15 protein-coding genes are annotated in these 19,213 nt (G+C 44.1%); all 15 read left to right on the top strand.

All coding sequences use genetic code 11. The annotated features are described in order from the left end of the window. The first annotated feature begins 81 nt into the window (after positions 1–81). Positions 82–1,698: a response regulator gene (locus AC58VC_RS26325; protein WP_497372923.1), complete on the top strand. Its 1,617-nt coding sequence runs from the start codon at positions 82–84 to the stop codon at positions 1,696–1,698. A 7-nt stretch (positions 1,699–1,705) separates the two neighbouring features. Then, positions 1,706–3,454, top strand: a complete 1,749-nt coding sequence (locus tag AC58VC_RS26320) for a sensor histidine kinase (RefSeq protein WP_497372921.1) — start codon at positions 1,706–1,708, stop codon at positions 3,452–3,454. After that, complete coding sequence (locus tag AC58VC_RS26315; protein ID WP_497372919.1) at positions 3,451–4,425, top strand: substrate-binding domain-containing protein; 975 nt, start codon at positions 3,451–3,453, stop codon at positions 4,423–4,425. The genes AC58VC_RS26320 and AC58VC_RS26315 overlap by 4 nt, the downstream gene beginning before the upstream one ends. A gap of 459 nt (positions 4,426–4,884) precedes the next feature. Further along, a complete protein-coding gene (locus AC58VC_RS26310) occupies positions 4,885–6,855 on the top strand; it encodes an ABC transporter substrate-binding protein (protein ID WP_497372917.1) in 1,971 nt (656 codons plus the stop codon). Between the two features lie 87 nt (positions 6,856–6,942). Then, positions 6,943–7,941: an ABC transporter permease gene (locus AC58VC_RS26305; RefSeq protein WP_497372915.1), complete on the top strand. Its 999-nt coding sequence runs from the start codon at positions 6,943–6,945 to the stop codon at positions 7,939–7,941. 2 nt (positions 7,942–7,943) lie between these two features. Continuing rightward, positions 7,944–9,089: an ABC transporter permease gene (locus AC58VC_RS26300; RefSeq protein ID WP_497372913.1), complete on the top strand. Its 1,146-nt coding sequence runs from the start codon at positions 7,944–7,946 to the stop codon at positions 9,087–9,089. Positions 9,090–9,118: 29 nt separating this feature from the next. Then, positions 9,119–10,162, top strand: a complete 1,044-nt coding sequence (locus AC58VC_RS26295; protein ID WP_497372911.1) for an ABC transporter ATP-binding protein — start codon at positions 9,119–9,121, stop codon at positions 10,160–10,162. A gap of 2 nt (positions 10,163–10,164) precedes the next feature. Further along, on the top strand, positions 10,165–11,190 hold the full coding sequence (locus tag AC58VC_RS26290) for an ABC transporter ATP-binding protein (protein WP_497372909.1): 1,026 nt from the start codon (positions 10,165–10,167) through the stop codon (positions 11,188–11,190). Continuing rightward, positions 11,180–11,734 carry an HAD family hydrolase gene (locus AC58VC_RS26285; RefSeq protein WP_497372907.1) on the top strand — a complete coding sequence of 185 codons (555 nt, stop codon included), beginning with the start codon at positions 11,180–11,182 and terminating at the stop codon, positions 11,732–11,734. Before AC58VC_RS26290 ends, AC58VC_RS26285 begins: the two co-directional genes overlap by 11 nt. A 34-nt stretch (positions 11,735–11,768) precedes the next feature. Continuing rightward, the gene (locus AC58VC_RS26280; protein WP_497372905.1) at positions 11,769–12,857 is read left to right on the top strand and encodes a LacI family DNA-binding transcriptional regulator; all 1,089 of its coding nucleotides are present in this window, start codon (positions 11,769–11,771) and stop codon (positions 12,855–12,857) included. Positions 12,858–13,566: 709 nt separating this feature from the next. Next, entirely contained in the window at positions 13,567–14,661 is a 1,095-nt protein-coding gene (locus tag AC58VC_RS26275; protein ID WP_497372903.1) for a putative 2-aminoethylphosphonate ABC transporter substrate-binding protein, read from the top strand. Positions 14,662–14,749: 88 nt separating this feature from the next. Beyond that, positions 14,750–15,787 carry a putative 2-aminoethylphosphonate ABC transporter ATP-binding protein gene (locus tag AC58VC_RS26270; protein WP_497372901.1) on the top strand — a complete coding sequence of 346 codons (1,038 nt, stop codon included), beginning with the start codon at positions 14,750–14,752 and terminating at the stop codon, positions 15,785–15,787. Beyond that, a complete protein-coding gene (locus AC58VC_RS26265; protein WP_497372899.1) occupies positions 15,787–17,511 on the top strand; it encodes a putative 2-aminoethylphosphonate ABC transporter permease subunit in 1,725 nt (574 codons plus the stop codon). Before AC58VC_RS26270 ends, AC58VC_RS26265 begins: the two co-directional genes overlap by 1 nt. Positions 17,512–17,558: 47 nt before the next feature. After that, entirely contained in the window at positions 17,559–18,344 is a 786-nt protein-coding gene (locus AC58VC_RS26260; RefSeq protein WP_497372897.1) for a DeoR/GlpR family DNA-binding transcription regulator, read from the top strand. Between the two features lie 35 nt (positions 18,345–18,379). After that, positions 18,380–19,195 (top strand): phosphonoacetaldehyde hydrolase, encoded by an 816-nt coding sequence (phnX, locus tag AC58VC_RS26255; RefSeq protein ID WP_497373295.1) that lies wholly within the window; start codon positions 18,380–18,382, stop codon positions 19,193–19,195. Positions 19,196–19,213 lie beyond the last annotated feature (18 nt).

The following is a 19,213-nucleotide window of genomic DNA, read 5'->3' as shown; positions in this document are numbered from 1 at the left end:
TCCTCTCAAACAGGAAATGTAAGCGCTATTCTCGAATAGAGTTGAAGTTCAGAGAGAATTTGTTAAACCTGAGGTGGTACGGTGTATTATACCCTAATCATAGTTGATGACGAAGAAGCTGTGCGAGAGAGTATTCGTGAGAAAATAGATTGGGAGGCCTATGGCTTTGAGCTAATTGGTTCATACGGGGATGGGAGAGAGGCTTTGGATTCCCTAGAAGTCCGTCTGCCGGACGTTATGATTACGGATATTTCTATGCCCCATATGGATGGGCTGACTCTTGCTGCTGCAATTGCGGATCGCTACCGGGATATTACCGTCATCATCATGACGGGGTTCGGAGAATTCGAATACGCCAAACAAGCTGTGAAGCTGAAGGTTTATGATTATGTGATGAAACCCGTTAGCCAGGACGAATTTACGGGTATTTTACAACATTTGAGAGATGAGCTGGATGAGAAAAGGATAAGGAATGAAGATGTGTCCAGGCTGCAAAGCCAGCTAAATATGAGCTTGCCTTTATTGCGTGAGCAGTTTCTGGAACGCATGGTAACCAGTGAAGTGAAGAAAGAGGAAATTCTCAATAAATTTGCTCTGTTCCAATTGTCACTGCCCGGGCCGTACTATATGGCGGCAACGTTAGACGTGGAAGAGTTTATGTATCCAATGGCAGCGAAAATAAGCTCGGAGACCGAATTGCTGCGGTTTGCCGTGTATAATATTGTTCACGAAATTTTTGAATTGGAGCAAGGCGGTATTGTCTTTCGAACGCGAGATGAGAGAATCGGCATTATTTTCGCCGGGGAAATGACATATTTGATTCTAGCCGTCCAGAAATATGCGGAGCAAGCCGCGCAGTGCATAGAAAAGTATGTGAGAGTTCGCGTTTCGATCGGGATTGGCAGACCGTATCAAACGATGGAGGAGCTGTCCAAATCCTATGCCGAGGCGGTTTCGGCGCTCGATTATCGATTTATGGTCGGTAAAAACAAGATTATCTCAATTGAAGATATCGTGCATGGCAAGGGCCAGCTGCAGGTGCATCATGCGGAGTGGGAACGTAAGCTGATCGCTGCGCTGAAGACGGGGAATAAGGAGCTTTTCGCTAGACTGCTGAATGACTGGATGCATGAGCTGCGCGCTTCGCAATCATCAGTAGAACGCTGCTACATTTATGTGCAAAGGTTTCTTGTCTCCATCATTCAATTATTTGAGGATTCCGGACATGACACCCTGGAGGCCGCAGATATTCTGGGACAGGTACGAGCTTACAAAACATTAGATGAAATAAAGGTATGGCTGGAGTCGTTATGTTTGCAATTGTTCGAGCAAGTAATGATGAAAATGGCGCAGGATGTAGATTCATTGTTAATTCGGTCTGAAGTGTATATTCTAGAAAACTATCACAATGAGAACTTGTCGCTGAATGATGTTGCCCAACACGTATACATGAGCATGAATTATTTCAGCGGGCTGTTCAAACAAAAGAAAGGCCAGTCCTTCATTGAATATGTCACATGGATACGCCTAGCCAAGGCGAAAGAGCTGTTAACCGAGACGAATTTGAAAGCCTATGAAATTGCCGCGAAGATCGGATATGGCGACCCGCAATATTTCAGCGTGATTTTCAAGCGGCATCATGGGATGACGCCCAAAGAATATAGAGCAGCAAGTAGAGAGGGGATCTCTCTTGAATAAGAGGCGTTTGTTTAGATTTAAAAGCATACACACGAACATAGCTGTCGCTTTCTCTTGTTTGATCATAGGCACTACGCTTATTTTGAGTTATAACACGTATCGCCAGTCGTCGGACTCCGTTACCGAAAACTCCGTGCAGTACACGAATGAACTGATCAATCAGGTCGGAACGACCATTGAGACGTACATTGATAATATGAAAAGTATTTCCTCCCTTCTATATAACAATGGGCAAATCAGACAGTACTTAACGATGGCGGATCCACATTCAGATGTAGGACTAAGCCTGGTAAACGCTATCGAAAGCTCCCTGCACGTGATCGTTCAATCCAGAAATGATATTAGTGCAATTCTTTTCATAGGCTCCAATGGAGCAGTGATCTCGGACAGAGAGCAGGGCGCTCTGAAGAGTTATCCGGAGTTGATTGCACAGGATTGGTATACGAAAGCGAAAAATGGTTCCATCTATATCTCCTCTTCGGAGGTTGAACATGTCTATCGAAACGAATATCCATGGGTCATCTCCATGAGTCAGCAATTTCGAGGTAACGACCGATTAGACAAGACCGGCGTGCTGCTGGTTGATTTGAACTACACGATTATTAATGACCTCTGCAGCCATATTCAACTTGGCAAAAGAGGTTATGTGTTTATTGTCAATTCCGAAGGTGACCTCGTTTATCATCCTCAGCAGCAAATCATACATACGAATTTGAAAAGTGAACCCATTGAAGCGATTCTAGCCTCGGAAGACGGGCAGCTATCTTTGAAAGAGAATCAGCATGAGAAAATATTATCGATCCGAACGACGAATTTCGGTTGGAAAATTGTCGGTGTCACGTATCCCGAAGAGCTAGTTGCCAATAAGAAAAAGATGCAGCTCTCTACGGTTCTATGGGGCAGTGTTTGTTTGATTATCGCGCTGGGTATTTCGATCGTACTTTCTTTTACACTCAGCAGACCGATTAAGAAGCTGGAAGCGAATATGAAACAGGTTGAGCAGGGCAATTTTGACATTCGAGCGGATATCACGCAAGCCGATGAGATCGGGAAGTTAGCGAGAACCTTCAATGTGATGATTGTCAAAATAAAAGACCTCATGAAGCAAATTGTTCATGAACAGGCGCTGCTTCGGACAAGTGAAATCAAAGCGCTGCAATCCCAAATCAATCCCCATTTCTTGTATAACACACTGGAATCTATCATTTGGATGGCGGAAACGAACAAAATGAGAGAAGTCGTGAAGATGACCATGGCACTCTCCAAAATGCTGCGGTACAGTATTGGTAAAGGGGAACAAGAGGTTTCCGTCTCCATGGAAATGGAGCACTTGGCTAACTATCTAACGGTTCAGTCGATGCGATATACGAATAAATTTTCTTATGAGATTGAAGTTGAACAAGAGCTGCAAGGCTGCCGCATTCTAAGAATAGTTCTTCAACCGCTCGTGGAAAATGCGATTTACCACGGCATTAGGCGAATGGAAGAACAGGGGCATATTCGGATTCAAGGCCAGTTGGTTGACGCAGTTATTCAAATTACTGTAAGCGATAACGGTTTAGGTATGGATAAAGCCAAGCTGCTAGGCTTGCTGGGGCCTTCCAAGGATCAGGGGCTCGGCGTTTGGAATGTACATCATCGTATTCAGCTGTTTTATGGTTCAGCGTATGGCTTGTCTTTCGAAAGTGAGCTTGAAGAAGGAACGACGGTCACATTGCGGATTCCTTGCTCGGAGTTGGAGGTGAAAGACGAATGAAGCGCTGGTTATTCTTAATTGTCATCGCGTTTTTGTCCATTGTTGTTTATATGTACGGCTTAAAAACAGCAGGTAAAAATAATCAGCCCATCGTTTTTGTACCCAAGACGATCGATAAGCAAATTGAGTTCTGGCAGGTCGTCGAGCAAGGCGTCAATGCCGCTGCCACAGAGATGGGGAGTGAGGTGAAAGTAGTCGGCACAGAGACCGAACAAGATGTCGATGGTCAAATTCGGCTATTACGCGAAGTAATGGCGATGAAGCCGAAGGCGATTGTCTTGTCGGCTCTAGATTACGAGCGAACGGTGCCTATCGCACACGAAATTGTGAAAGCCGGCATTCCCTTGATTACCGTGGACTCTGGTCTCAGGGGAGGCATTTCTAAGTCCTTTATCGCCACGGATAATGTGGAAGCGGGGAAAAAAGCGGGTGAAGCGCTGATCCAGACACTCCCGAATCGCGGGCAAGTAGCCATTATTAATTTCATTAAAGGGTCGTCTACAGCGATTGAAAGGGAAAACGGTCTTCGTGCTGCCATTCAAAAGGACATGGGATTTCAAATTCTTAATACCTATTACAGCGAGGGGTCTTCGGGCATAGCTTACGACATTACGATGAAGCTTCTGAAGGATTATCCGGATCTGAAGGGGATTGTCGGATTAAATGAGCCTTCAACCCTTGGCGCGGCAAAGGCGCTTCACGACTCGAGGAGGCCTGGGGAGGTCAAGTTGATTGGCTTCGACAGTTCCATGGAAGAAATCGGTTTCCTGGAAGAGGAAATCATTCAGGCGATGGTCGTCCAAAAGCCGTTCAATATGGGTTATGTGGCGCTAAAGACAGCGGTTCAACTGAGTAATGGACAGAAGGTGAAGGGAATGATCGATACGGGTTCGGAGGTTATTTGGAAAACGAACATGTTTACCAAACCGAATCAGAAGCTGCTGTTTCCAATCCTGGATAAGCGCCCTTAGCGGATGCATTCAGGATGGTTTCTTTTCTTGTTTTCCTTGCTGAAACTGACGAATATCGTCGAAAATTCACCTGATGAAATGGTGAGTACGACGGAATTCGACACCAAATTATTCCAAAAAAACTTATTGCATTTTCCAGTAATCCGCTGTACGATACAGGTATTAGTTAAGCGCTTACATTCTAAGTGATCAAGATTAAATCGGTTTAACAAATATCCATACCATACGTTTAATTCCTCTCGGAAGAGGGGGATTACCCTGTGGTTATGTGCTTTGTTAAACCGATTTAATCGGTTATTTGTTGTTCTCTTTGGCGCGATATTAAGAAAGCGCTTTCCTTAGTTCTCATTTTACTTAAACCGGTTTAAGCTTGAATCTATCTAGGGGGTGGAAGGGAACCAATTTCCAGTTCGTGATGAGGAAGATTGAAGTGCCAGATGAATGATGGAGGGGATAGGTTTGAAAATAAACCGCCTATTTTTGGGCTTAATGATGATGATTTTTGCTATTGTTTTTGCTGCCTGCGAGAGTGAAAGTGAAGTTAGTCCCAAGGCGAGCTCTGCCGTAGAGGCAACGACGGCTCCTGTTGCCTCCGCTCCAGCAAAAACAGATGGATTCAAAGAAGCTCCTATGCTTACTAAGCTTGTGAGCGCAGGCACACTAAAGCCAGTGACTGAACGGATGCCTGCCAAGGAAGATATCATGGTAGAAACCGTAACCGAGGAGATCGGCAAATACGGCGGAGATTGGAAGATGCCATGGACCGGACCGAATGACCGTTGGGCAGTAGGTCAGCCTACAGAGGAAGCTCTGTTCCGTTTCAAAAAAGATGGAAGTACGGTTGAACCTAATGTGGCCAAAAGCTATGAGGTGAACAAAGATTCTACCGAATTCACGATCCATTTAAGAAAAGGCATGAAATGGTCAGACGGAGTGCCGTTTACGGCCGATGATGTTCTCTTCTACTGGGAGCACATGCTTACCAAAGAAACGTTCGGCAAAAAAATATATGATGCCTATTACTCTGTTGACCCTGTAACAGGAGAGAAGGCTTTGGCGACAGTTACTAAGGTTGATGACTATACGTTTAAGGTTGTGCACAAGTATCCAAGCGTACAATTTCTGGAACGCGTCGCGATAGACAACAAATGGTTCTTCGCACCAGCGCATTTCCAAAAAACGATTCTTCCTGAATTTGTCGGCCAAGAGAAAGCACTTGAGATTGCGAAAAAATGGGGCTTTGAAGACGTAAAAACGTTCTTAGTCGCAACAGGCTACTACTATTGGGTGAATCCACAAATCCCGACCTTGCGAGCTTGGGTGGCAAAAAATGACCCGAACAGCGATCAGTTTATTATGGAACGCAATCCTTATTACTGGAAAACAGATAAAGAGGGCAATCAGCTTCCGTATATGGATCGCATCGTTGCTACCAAAGTACAGGATCCTGCACAACGTATTCTGGGAACACTGGCTGGTGATTATAATCTGCTTGATTTCGATTTTAAAGATTTCACAGTCCTCAAGGAAAATGAGAAAAAAGCAGGGTTCCGTGTTATGCCTTGGACGACTCCCAATTGGTCAAGTGCTGGCCTGCAGCTGAATCAGACGATTGCAGATCCGAATCTGCGCAAGCTGTTTCAGGATATTCGATTTAGAGAGGCATTGTCTGTTGCCGTCGATCGAAAGGAAATTTCGGAAATTGTTACGAACGGTTTAGGCGCTCCTCAGCAAGCATCGGTTCCTGAAGGGTTGGTTGGTTACCAAGCAGGATGGGCAAATCAATGGAGTAAGTTCGATGTGAATCGGGCTAATCAGCTGCTGGATGAGATTGGTTTGACCAAACGCGACAAGAATAATTTCCGGCTGAATGCAGACGGTTCTGATCTGACGATTACAATCATTGAAGGTAGTACGAATACAGCTAGTTTCCTGGAGCTTGTCAAAAAGTATTATGAAGCAGTAGGCATTAAAGTAGACCTTAAAGTTGTGGATCAAGGAACTCATCAAGAGCTTAAATATGCGAATAAAATTCCCGCGACAACAGAAAATATCTCGCTCGTTAACGTAGCTTTCCGTCCTGATACGCTTGTTCCTCTGAGGGTGTTGACGCCTTGGTATGGACATTATGGATTGTACTCGTCTTCCAATGGCAAAGAAGGTGTCAAACCAGAAGGCGATGTAGCTTTAATTCTCGACTACTGGAATAAAGTTAAAGCATCTACAAGTAAAGAGGAGATCGAGAAGTGGAGTAACGAGATTGTGAAGCTGCATCAGAAAAATCAATGGATTATCGGCTACGCTGGTCCTACACCACGTCTTGTGGTCGCTTCCAATAAAATGGGTAACGTACCCAAAGAATTAGTATATTCTGATGAATTCCGCAGCTTAGGGCACGGACATCCCGCGCAATTTTTTATCAAACCATAAATAAGCTTTGAGCGGCATAGGGGGATTCCAATTCCCCCTGTATCGTTCAGCGGCATTCTTGAATGATACGGAGAGGATAGGGTAGAGATGCTCCACTATATTTTAAAAAGAATCGTCTTGGTTATACCGGTTATTTTCTTTATCTCCATGATTGTCTTCTACATTATTCAGCTTCCACCAGGTGACTATGTGTCTACGTATGCCGCTAAAATGTCGGTTGCAGGCGATGTCATGTCAGAAGCCGATATAGCTGCAATGCGAGCAAGCTTGAAATTGGATCAGCCTTGGTTTATTCAGTATGTAGCTTGGATGAGCAATATGATAACGAACTTCGACTTCGGATATTCCTTCAGCTATAACAAACCGGTTACGACGGTTATCTCGCAATATATGGGGTTAACGATTATCGTCTCTTTGGTGACTATGGCATTCACATACGCAGTAGCGGTTCCGATCGGTATTTACTGCGCTGTAAAGCAATATTCGATTGGTGATTATATTTTTTCGGCTATCGGCTTTCTTGGCATGGCAACGCCGCATTTCTTAATGGCAATTATATTAATGTATTTGTCCTATGTATACTTTGGCGATCCCTTGTTAGGTCTATTTTCAAGTGAATTCGTTAATGCCGGTTGGTCGTTAGATAAGGTAATGGATTTACTCAAGCATATGATCATTCCAGTTATCGTTATTGGTTTGGCGAATACGGCCGAGTTGATTCGAGTTATGAGAGGTCAAATGCTGGACGAACTGAATAAGCCAAATGTGGTGACAGCAAGAGCAAAGGGCTTATCCGAAACGAAAATATTAGTCAAGTATCCGACACGTGCAGCTATGAACCCGATCGTGAGCACAATAGGCTGGTCGCTAACATCCATTTTCACAGGTTCCACCATTACAGCGATTGTTCTCAATCTTCCCATCCAGGGACCTGTTATGTATAACGCTCTCTTAGCTCAGGATATGTATTTGGCGGGTACATGGCTATTGTTTATGGCTGTTTTGACGGTTCTGGGTACATTGATTTCAGATATTTTATTGGCATGGCTCGATCCAAAAATTCGCACTGAGTTCAGAGGTATGTGACCATGAAAACAATACCAATCGTCGGAAGACAGAAGATAGCGCCAATCAAAGATGCCCCCAAAGGTGATCTTTCCCACAGTTCGCAGTGGCGACTGATGTATCGTCGTTTAAAAAAGCATAAATTGGCCCGCATCAGCTTAACTATTCTCGCGTGTTTTTATGTAGCGGCCCTATTTGCACAGTTTCTTGCGCCGTATGGCTTGCAAAGCTATGACAGTAAATATGTCAATGCGCCTCCTGTAAAAGTAAGCTTCAAGGATGCAGAAGGCCAGTTTCATCTGAGGCCATTCGTGAATGAGCTGAAGTCGGGAAGGGACCCTGTGACACTCCGGAAAATATTTGTCCAAGACGAGAACGTTCGTCATCCGGTTCGCTTTTTTGTAAAAGGTGAAACCTATAAGTTTTTAGGTCTATTTTCAACGAGTATCCATCTATTTGGTGTTGATGCTCCGGGACGCATATTTCTGTTCGGTACGGACGGTATGGGCAGAGATTTATTATCCCGTGTTTTCTTAGGAAGTCAAATTTCATTAAGTATCCCCCTTATAGGCGTATCAATTAGCTTTATTTTAGGTTTGTTTATCGGAGGGGTATCCGGTTATTTCGGTGGTTGGCTGGACTCGGTTATACAGCGGAGTATTGAAATCATTCGTTCATTTCCGACGCTGCCGTTATGGATGGCATTGTCAGCTGCAATACCGGCGAGGGTTCCTATTGTCACTATGTATTTGTATATTGTCATCATCTTCGCCTTTATTGGTTGGACGGAATTAGCCAGGGTTGCTAGAGGGAAGTTTATCTCTTTGAAAAATGAGGAGTATGTGTTGGCGGCCAAAATTGCCGGGGTCAGTGACGCGAAAATTATTATTAGACATCTGTTGCCTGGATTTATCTCTTATTTGGTTGTAGCGACGACCTTAGCCATACCTGGTATGATTCTTGGCGAAACAGCCATGAGTTTCCTAGGCCTCGGAATACGCTCGCCTGCTACGAGCTGGGGAGTTCTGCTGCAGGAAGCACAGCAAATCGAGAATGTTGCTTTGTATCCGTGGAAATTGATCCCTTTGGGTTTTGTTATCGTGACGGTTTTAACTTTTAACTTTCTTGGTGATGGATTGCGCGATGCTGCTGATCCGTACAAGAAGTAACTCATTCTAGTCTAAAGCGAGGGGATCCTATGACATCGCAAGCCTCCGTTTCACAATCTGAACGCCCCCTTCTGTCTGTCCAAGATCTTAAGATTCGCATTCAAATGGATAATGGAGAAATGAAGGCCGTTGATGGCGTTGACTTTGACATTAAAAAGGGGAAGACGCTGGGCCTTGTTGGTGAGTCCGGCTGTGGGAAAAGTTTGACTAGCAGAGCGATTATTAGCATTAATCCCAAAGAGTGCGAAACCACTGGAAAGATTGTGTATCACTCCGAATCGGAGAAAGCATTAAATCAGTTGGATTTATTGTCGTTACCTACACGTAGTAAACAAATACGTTCGATTCGTGGCAGAAAAATAGCCATGATCTTTCAAGAGCCGATGACCGCATTTTCACCGATGTACACGATCGGGAACCAGATCATGGAAGCTATTTTAATCCACCGAACCAAGAACAAAAAAGAGGCTAAAAAAATTGCGCTGGATATGCTTAGTAAGGTCGGGATTTCCGATCAAGAGAAGCGTTTTGACCAGTTCCCGCATGAGTTCTCCGGGGGGATGCGTCAGCGGGCGATGATTTCAATGGCCTTGTCCTGCAATCCAGAATTGTTAATTGCCGACGAGCCTACTACAGCGCTGGATGTAACGATTCAAGCGCAAGTACTGGAGCTTATGAAGGAACTTCAACGTGAATTTGGTATGGCTATTTTGCTGGTAACTCATGATCTTGGGATTATTGCAGAAATGTGTGATGAAGTTGCTGTTATGTACTTGGGGAAGATAGTCGAACAATCAACAGTGAAAGAAATTTTCAATAATCCTAAACATCCCTACACCAAAGGGCTGCTCAAATCCATGCCCAAGTTATCTGGAAACAGGCATGCAAGGTTGGAATCCATCGATGGAACAGTGCCAATGGCAACCAATATGCCACCGATGTGCGGTTTCTACGAGCGCTGTTCAGATCGAATCGAAGGTGTATGCAATACGCAAGCTGTTCCGAAAACGCATATCTCCGATAACCACATGGTGAGATGTTTTCTCTACAAGGCTGAGGGCGAGGGAGAATAAGCATGTCTAAACCAATTTTGAAAGTAAATCAGTTGAACAAGGATTTTCAAGTGAAATCCACAAATAAGCTGTTTAGTAAACCTTCCTCCATCCGTGTGCTGAATAATGTTTCTTTTGAACTTTTGGAAGGAGAGACGTTAAGCATTGTCGGAGAGTCAGGCTGCGGTAAAACGACTTTAGGACGATGTATTGTGAGAGGGATGGATGCAACATCGGGGCAAGTTCTCTATCATCCGGAGGGAGAAGGGCAAGTAGACTTTTTGGGATTACGGGGAAAAGCATTCAAGAAATATCGCAAAGATATTCAAATGATTTTTCAGGACCCTTTTTCATCTCTAAGTCCTAGAATGAGCGTGTATGACATTATTTCCGAGCCGCTTTTGGCCAACTTCAAGCTGTCGAAATCACAATTGGATGAGAAAGTGACCTTAATTGCCGAAAAAACGGGCTTAAATGTCAGTTATCTCAAACGGTATCCTCACGCTTTCTCTGGCGGGCAAAGACAGCGAATAGCGATTGCGAGATCTCTCATTTCCCAACCAAGACTGATCGTTTGCGATGAAGCCGTGTCGGCGTTGGATGTCTCGATTAAAGCCCAAATTATTAATTTGCTGAAGGATTTGCAAGAGCAGCTTCAGATCACCTATATTTTCATTTCGCATGATTTATCGATCGTACAGAACATTTCCGATCGGGTCGCGGTCATGCACTTGGGTAAAATCGTAGAGTTGGCGCCTGTTGATTCGTTATTTACCCATCCGATGCACCCGTATACCGAAGCGCTTCTGTCAGCCGTACCAGAGCCAGATCCCAATACGAAGAAGGACCGTATTATTCTGGAAGGAGAAGTTCCTAATCCGGCTAATCCTCCGAGCGGTTGTCATTTTCACCCGAGATGCCGGTATAAAACGGATAAATGTGTTGGGCAAGAACCTGAATTGCAAGCTATAGGCAATGATAATAATCATTTTGCTGCGTGTCACTACGCGAATCAACTAAACCTGAGAGGTGTAACTCATGAGTCATGATAGGACGAATATTTCAGCGCAAAAGAAACTAATTGTTTTCCTGGACTGCGGCGACACCATTATCGATGAAGGCACTGAAATTAGGGATGATCATGATATTGTTATTCAAGCTAATGTGATTCCAGGAGCTGATATCATGGTGAAGACGCTGGCTGAACGGGGGTATACACTTGCAATTGTAGCAGACGGCAATGCCCAATCTTTTAAAAATATTTTGACGCAAAATGGTCTGTACGATTATTTTACGACGATGGTGTATTCGGAGACGGTCAAAGCCTCCAAGCCAAGTCCTCGGATGTTTAAAGCAGCGATTGGCGCTTTAGATCTCAGCGAACAGGACTGTTACCGGATTGTCATGGTCGGCAACAACTTGAGCAGGGACGTCAAAGGGGCCAACCAAATGGGGATCACGAGCATCTTCTTGAGCTGGACGCCACGATATCCGAAACTGCACGCAGACGAAAGTGAAATCCCCCAATATACTATCAGCCATCCGCTGGAGTTAATTGAATTAGTGGAGCAGCTCAATGAAAAATTAGCATAAATGGATGGTTTTCTGAAGGGATGTTTATACAGATATGGCTAAAATAGATGACGTTGCCAAGTTAGCAAAAGTGTCGAAGGGAACCGTTTCCAATGTTTTTAGCCAAAAGAGACCCACAAGCAATGAAGTGAAAGAGCGAGTATTACGTGTTTCCAAGCAGTTGAATTATGTGCCGAATCATATCGCTCGCAGCTTGGTGACGAAGAAAACGATGGCGATCGGGTTAACAATCCCGCATGGCAACTTCTTTTTTAGCGCCTTTCATACACAATTCATCAATGGGGTCATACTCGAAGCCTCCTATTACGGATACCGGGTGCTGCTGGATATGATTCCTTTGCAAAAGGTTCAAACCCCGTTCTTGTCTAGTTACCCAATCGATGGTGCTGTTGTCATGCGTCCAACAACAAATGATGAGCGAATTCATCTAATGGACTCGGAGAACATTCCATTCGTTACGGTTGGCAGGGTCATGAATCCAACGGTTCTTAATGCGTATAGTGTAGATAATGACAACCGAGCAGTAAGTTATCATATTTGTGAATATTTAATTGGAAAAGGTCATCGAAACATTATGTTTTTAAATGCTAACGAGTTAATGACAGTATCCATCGATAGAAAAGAGGGCTTCATCAAAGCAATGGAAGATCATCATCTTCAAGTCGAAGAGCACATGATACACCATAAGCCTGATCTAAGCTCAAATGTATACATGGATTACGGGTACGAGGAAACGATGGCCACTCTCGGGGAACTTAAGAAAGGGGTAACTGCAATCATTGCTGATGATGACCGCACGGCTTTCAGCGTTCTTAATGCAATTAAAGACCTTAATCTCAAAGTCCCTGAAGATGTTTCCGTTTTCGTTATATGCGGAGATTTATCCATGATGGTTCAATCGAATCCATCGCTAACCAGTATGGATTTGCAGCCATCGGAATTAGGTGCTCAATCGGTCAGACTGTTAATGAAACAACTAGGTGTACTATCGGCTGACGTCCAGAGAAATGTCATCATTCAAAGTAAAATAATTGAAAGAAGTTCTTGTTCCACGCTGGGGGAAGCAGAGGGACGAGAGAAAATGTTTTATGGACATTACAACCCTTTAGAGGAAGTTAAGTAGTTAGTCAAGAGAGGCTGTCCCGAAGTCATTATTTGACTGAGGGACAGCCTTTTGTGCGCTTGTGAGAGCACCTCCTTAGATTAACGGGAATAACTACCGCTAAATAATGAAGTAACACGGCTGCAGCATGAATAAAGGGAATTTCTCCTGTTGATGGGGATGATTGAGCTTGGAAGCAGGGTTAAAGAGTAAATTAACGGTAATTTTTCCAGTTATTTTGTTTTCTGAACTAGAACTTGCTTAAATAAAGGGGGTTTTTCCCGCTATTTGAATCGGCTCTATAAAGAGGCTGTCCCATGTCATTATATGACCGAGGGAAAGCCTCTTTTTTGTATTTTTCGATGGTTTCGTGTGATGTTCGCGTTATATTTCATGACGCAATCGGGTTGATATTCCTGTTTTCTATGTTTTTAGGAGTATTTCGAAAATAAATTGCTGTCATGTCACCTATAGTGACATTAAAGTGGTTGACACATTCGAGGAGAAAAGCTTATAATTCCATTATAAAAACAACCAAAAACAATTAAAATCAATTAAATAAGGTTGTTTTTAAGTTTATTACTGAAGGAAAACGATGTGGGGGGGATCTTTGATCGATAGCCGATCAGCGTAAACAACGTTTTGCACCCAGACCTTACAAAATTAAAGTAGAGAGAAGCGTGTGTAGTATCGGAAGGAACAGATTATAACCAGGAGAGGAATCGGAACAATGAAAAAATTAACTAGAAGTTTAGTCGTTGCGGTTACATTGGTTACATTATTATCGGCATGCGGCAAATCTGCAACCATCACTGAGTCGACACCTGGAGCAGTCGCAAGTTCTGCTGGAAAAGGCAATATAGATTCAACCAGTAAGGAATTGACGGTGTATACGGCACTGGAAGATGATGCGATCAAGAGCTATCTAGCTAGTTACAAAAAGAAATATCCCGATATTAAACTTAACATTGTCCGAGATTCGACGGGAGTAATCACAGCTAAGCTGCTGGCCGAGAAAGACAATCCGCAAGCAGATATTGTATGGGGATTAGCGGCAACAAGCTTGTTGGTGCTCGACCAAAGTAATCAGTTAGAACCCTATGCTCCGCAAGGGGTAGATCGCATACTTCCAGAATTTAAAGATAAAAATGTACCGGCACATTGGGTTGGCATCGATGCTTGGGAGACAGCTTTCATCGTCAACAAAACGGAGATGGATAAGCGTAAATTGCCAATTCCTGAATCGTATGCCGATTTAATTAAGCCGGAATATAAAGGGCTTATCACGATGCCTAACCCGTCCTCCTCAGGAACAGGCTTCCTGACCGTATCTGGATTAGTCCAATTGGAGGGGCAAGAAAAGGCTTGGGACTATATGAACAAACTGCATGATAATGTTGCCATGTATGTTCACTCCGGATCGAAGCCCGCTAAGTTGGCTGGCACGGGAGAGTACCCAATCGGTATTTCTTTTGGATATCGCGGTTTGCAGGAGAAAAAGAACGGTTCTCCGGTAGAGGTTGTGTTCCCGAAAGAAGGCTCCGGATGGGACGTAGAAGCTAATGCACTTATTAAGAAAAAAACGATTAAACAAGTGTCCCAACAGTTCCTGGACTGGGCAATTACAGATGAAGCTATGAAAGAATACAACAAAAACTATGCCATCTTGGCTATCAAAACTGACAGTTCAGTACTTCCTGAAGGTTACAAAGTGGACCCGATCAAACAATTAATCAAAAGCGATTTAAACGAAATTGCGAAGAATCGGGCAAGTATTTTGGCTGAATGGGATAAACGATATAACACGAAGAGTGAACCGAAATAACGAAGCCAGTTTATTGAACGGCTGCTGCCTAGACCTGTCTAGGTCAGCAGTCGCTCCCTTCTCAAATCTAAGTTCAAGGAGGCAGCTTATGACAGAAGCATATTTATCTATTCAAGGTGTGAACAAAACATTTGACTCCTTTACAGCGCTCAGAGAAATAAATATTGATATTAAAAAGAATGAATTCATTTGTTTGCTCGGCCCAAGCGGCTGTGGTAAAACAACCTTGCTGCGTATCATCGCCGGTCTTGAGAAACCGACGCGTGGGCGAATAACGGTTGGGGGCAAGGACATCACGAATCTGCCGCCATCCAAACGAAACTTCGGTATGGTCTTTCAATCTTACGCCTTATTTCCAAATTTAACAGCAGCTCAGAATGTGGCTTACGGGCTGCAGGGGAGGAAACTTACGAAGAAGGAAATTAGTGACAAAGTAAGTGAGGCGCTGTCGCTGGTCGATTTACTGCATTTGAAAGAACGCTATCCTTCACAGCTTTCAGGAGGCCAGCAGCAGCGTGTTGCCCTTGCCAGAGCTGTCGTTTTATCGCCTGATTTTCTCCTGTTAGATGAGCCATTGTCGGCCTTAGATGCCAAAGTTCGGACCAAACTGCGTGAAGAAATTTGTAGCCTGCAAGAAAAATTGGGTATTACAACAATCATGGTCACCCATGATCAAGAAGAGGCATTGACCATGGCAGATCGGATTGTCGTTATGAATAATGCTGAAATTATGCAAGTTGGAAGCCCTCAGGATGTGTATGATCAACCGGAATCGCCTTTTGTAGCGGATTTTATAGGATCCATTAACTTCTTGGCCTATGGGCTTCGCAAAGGGAACATACCGCTCACCAATTTTGCCGTCAGACCCGAACATATTCGTATTTCTTCTCCAGGTTCAGGTTACCAGGCTGTCGTTAAGCACATGGAGTTTAGAGGTCCGTTTTATAGATTGCTTTTGCAGCCCATCCGTGAGTTGAAGGAATTGTTAGGGAATCAGATGCTCTCCGTGGATGTCTCTTCCCAGCATGCACAGAAACTGAATTTGATGAAGTTTGCTGAAGTATCTGTTGAGTTTCCGCAAGAAAGAGTCATTACCTTTACACCAGATGACATGGTGATTGCGTGATGGAGAAGCGAAGCGATGCCTGGACACCGCCTGTTCGCCGAAACTGGGGAGAACTCCTCAATTTACAAAACTTCCTTATCGTTGTACTTGTTATCACTTTGACGTTTACGATATTAGTGCCTCTCTGTTTACTGTTCAGTAAAGCTTTTTTCAATACGAATGCAGAGTTCATCGGAATTCAGAATTTTATCAAATATTTTACAACACCATCTTTGGCGCAATCCTTGTGGAATACGGTGTGGGTTTCATTGCTTTCTACAGGTATTGCCGTTACCCTAGCCTTCTTATATGCGTATGGGATAAGCCGGACGGCCATCCGAGGTAAAGCCTATTTGCATTATGTCGCAATGCTGCCGCTTTTTGAACCGACCATGATGCATGGAATTGCTTTAACGTATCTTTTTGGCAATCAAGGAATTCTGACATCTGGTTTTTTTGGAGCATTGCCGAGTGGTATTCATATCCCGATCTATGGTCCTGTGGGCATCGTCATTTCCGAAGTCATTTATTTGTTCCCACAAGCTTTTCTCATATTCATTACTGCTATGTCGATCACAGATCAGCGTTTGTATGAAGCGGCGGAGACATTGGGGGCAGGCAAAGTGAGAACGTTCCTGACGGTTACCTTGCCTTCGGTCAAGTATGGATTAATCAGTGCCATCTTCGTTTGTTTCACGGCTTGCTTTACGGATTTCGGGGCGCCACAAGCAATCGGCGGCAAATTCAACGTATTAGCCACTGATATTTATAAGCAAGTTATTGGTCAGCAAAATATGTCAATGGGCGCTACAGTTGGTATTTTGTTAACCGTTCCAGCGATTATCGCTTTTGTAGTAGACCGAATGGTAGAAAGAAAACAACGCTCCATGCTTTCTTCCAAATCAACACCCTATCGGATTGTTGCGGGGAAAGCTCGCGACACCGTCTATCAACTGTTTGGTGTAATCATTTCTATCCTAATACTCATTCCATTACTTACGATCGCATGTGCTTCGTTGATTAAAGTTTGGCCTTATAACTTGAATTTCAGCTTCAAACATTATGATTTCTCCCATGTTGCAGGGTCAGGACTTGATCCGTTCTGGACCAGTTTGCAGGTATCGTTCTTCACAGCAATTGTCGGGACAATCGTCACGTTTCTGTTTGCCTATCTAATCGAGAAGTCGCGTCATTTGAACGGACTTAGGCAGATTGGCTATTTTCTGTCGGTACTGCCGTTAGCACTGCCGGGGATGGTCATTGGTTTGGCTTACATTTTCTTCTTTAATAATCCGAACAATCCCATGAACTGGATTTATGGATCCATGATTATCCTTGTACTTGCCAATATCACCCACTTCTATGGGGTGCCTTTCATCACAGCAACCACAGCACTGAAGAAGCTGGATAAAGAGTTCGAGCTCGTTTCCGAATCGATGCGCGTACCCTTTTACAAAACACTGCTGAGAGTAACGGTTCCTATGTGTCTGCCGGCGATCATTGAAATTGCGATGTACCTTTTTGTCAACTCGATGGTTACTGTTTCTGCTGTTGTGTTTCTGCGCTCTGCGGATTTGAACTTAGCGGCAGTGGCATTGGTGAGTATGGAGGATGCAGGAGATGTAGCTGCGGCAGCAGCAATGGCGGTGCTCATCGTGATTACGAATATTATCGTAAGACTGCTATACACCCTGCTTTCCAAAAAAGTAAGAAAGAAAACAGAGGCTTGGCAGATCCGAAAGTAGCCGCTACCAATTAACAACGAGGCAGTTGTGTAAGGAGGTTAACGTTCGTGTCACTTATCGGGGAAGAACGCAAGGAGTATATCCTTAATCAAATCAATTCCGAAGGCAAAGTTATTACCAATGAGCTTGTCGAGGTGCTCCAGGTTTCTTCGGAAACCGTGCGCAGGTACTTGGAGGATCTTGAAGAGTCTAACAAGTTGAAGCGGGTCTACGGCGGAGCGGTGAAGGTTAATCATTCCCGAGAAGAGCCTTCCCATTTGAACAGAAAAGTACTGAATGTAGAGGAAAAACGTAAAATAGGCAAAGCAGCTGCTGCCCTTGCCCAGGACAATGAAGTGATCTTTATCGATGATGGCTCGACGACGCTGCAGATGATCGAACATTTGCTTGATAAGGAGAATCTCACGATATTAACAAACTCCATTCCTGCGCTCCATTCGCTCATTGCGTATAAGAACAGGGAGTTGTACTCCGGGGAAATATTTTTCATTGGCGGCAAAGTAAGTTCACTGCAATCCAGGGTTGTCGGCTCATTGGCGGAGAAAATGGTGGAGCATTTTTATGCAGACAAAGCGTTTATCTCCATCGATGGGATGATGATTGACAAAGGGATCACATCTTTTGATGAAAAACGCGGTCAGTTAGCGAAGAAGATGATGGAACAGGCCAAAATGAACATTGTGGTCTCCGACCATTCCAAAATAGGCATGGTGCAATTTTATAAAATGGCGGACTTGCGGGATATCGATGTCATCGTCAGCAATGTTCCTGCACCGGAAGAATGGGAAGCTGAACTAGAACAAATGCATGTAGAGTGGATCACGTCAGAATAAATATAGATTTGCTAACTAGGAGAGGGATGGTAATGATGTCGAGAAATTATGAAGGTCAGATTCAAGCGGTTATTTTTGATTGGGCAGGTACGATGGTTGATTATGGATGTTTTGCACCACTGGACGTATTCTTGCGGATATTTGAGAAGCGGGACATTGCCATAACAGCGGAAGAAGCGCGCGGTCCGATGGGACTTTTGAAATGGGATCATATCCATACGTTATGCGCCATTCCAAGAATCGCACAGCTATGGAAAGATAAATTCGGAGCTTTGCCTACCAATGCGGATGTGGATGATTTGTATGCCGATTTCGAACCTTTGCTTTTTGAAATTTTACCGAATTATACGGATCTGATCCCTGGAGCCCTGGACCTAGTAAAGGAACTGCGAGCTAGAGGACTGAAAATTGGTTCTACGACCGGATATACCGCAGAAATGATGGAAGTTGTGAGCCGGGAAGCGAAATTGAAAGGGTATGAACCGGATTCTTTGGTTACTCCTTCCGAAGTTAAAGCTGGGCGGCCGTATCCGTGGATGTGTTACGCGAATGCCGTGAATCTAGGGGTTTATCCGTTCCAGGCAATTGTCAAAGTAGGCGATACGGTCAGTGATATTCAAGAAGGTGTCCATGCAGGCGCATGGAGCGTAGGGGTTGTAAAAGGAGGAAGCGAGCTCGGTCTTACCGAGGAGGAAGTCCATACACTGCCTGCTGCGGAATTGGCAGCAAAAATGGCCGTTGTGGAAGAACGTTTCCGTCAAGCTGGGGCTGATTACGTGATCCCGACGATCGGCGATCTTGTGAAAGTGATTGATGATATTAACGCCCGTTTATCAATAGGTGGCCAATAGATGAATATACCTAAGGAG

This window comes from Paenibacillus sp. J22R67 (assembly GCF_059692175.1).
This window is presented reverse-complemented; position numbering and strand designations above follow the sequence as displayed.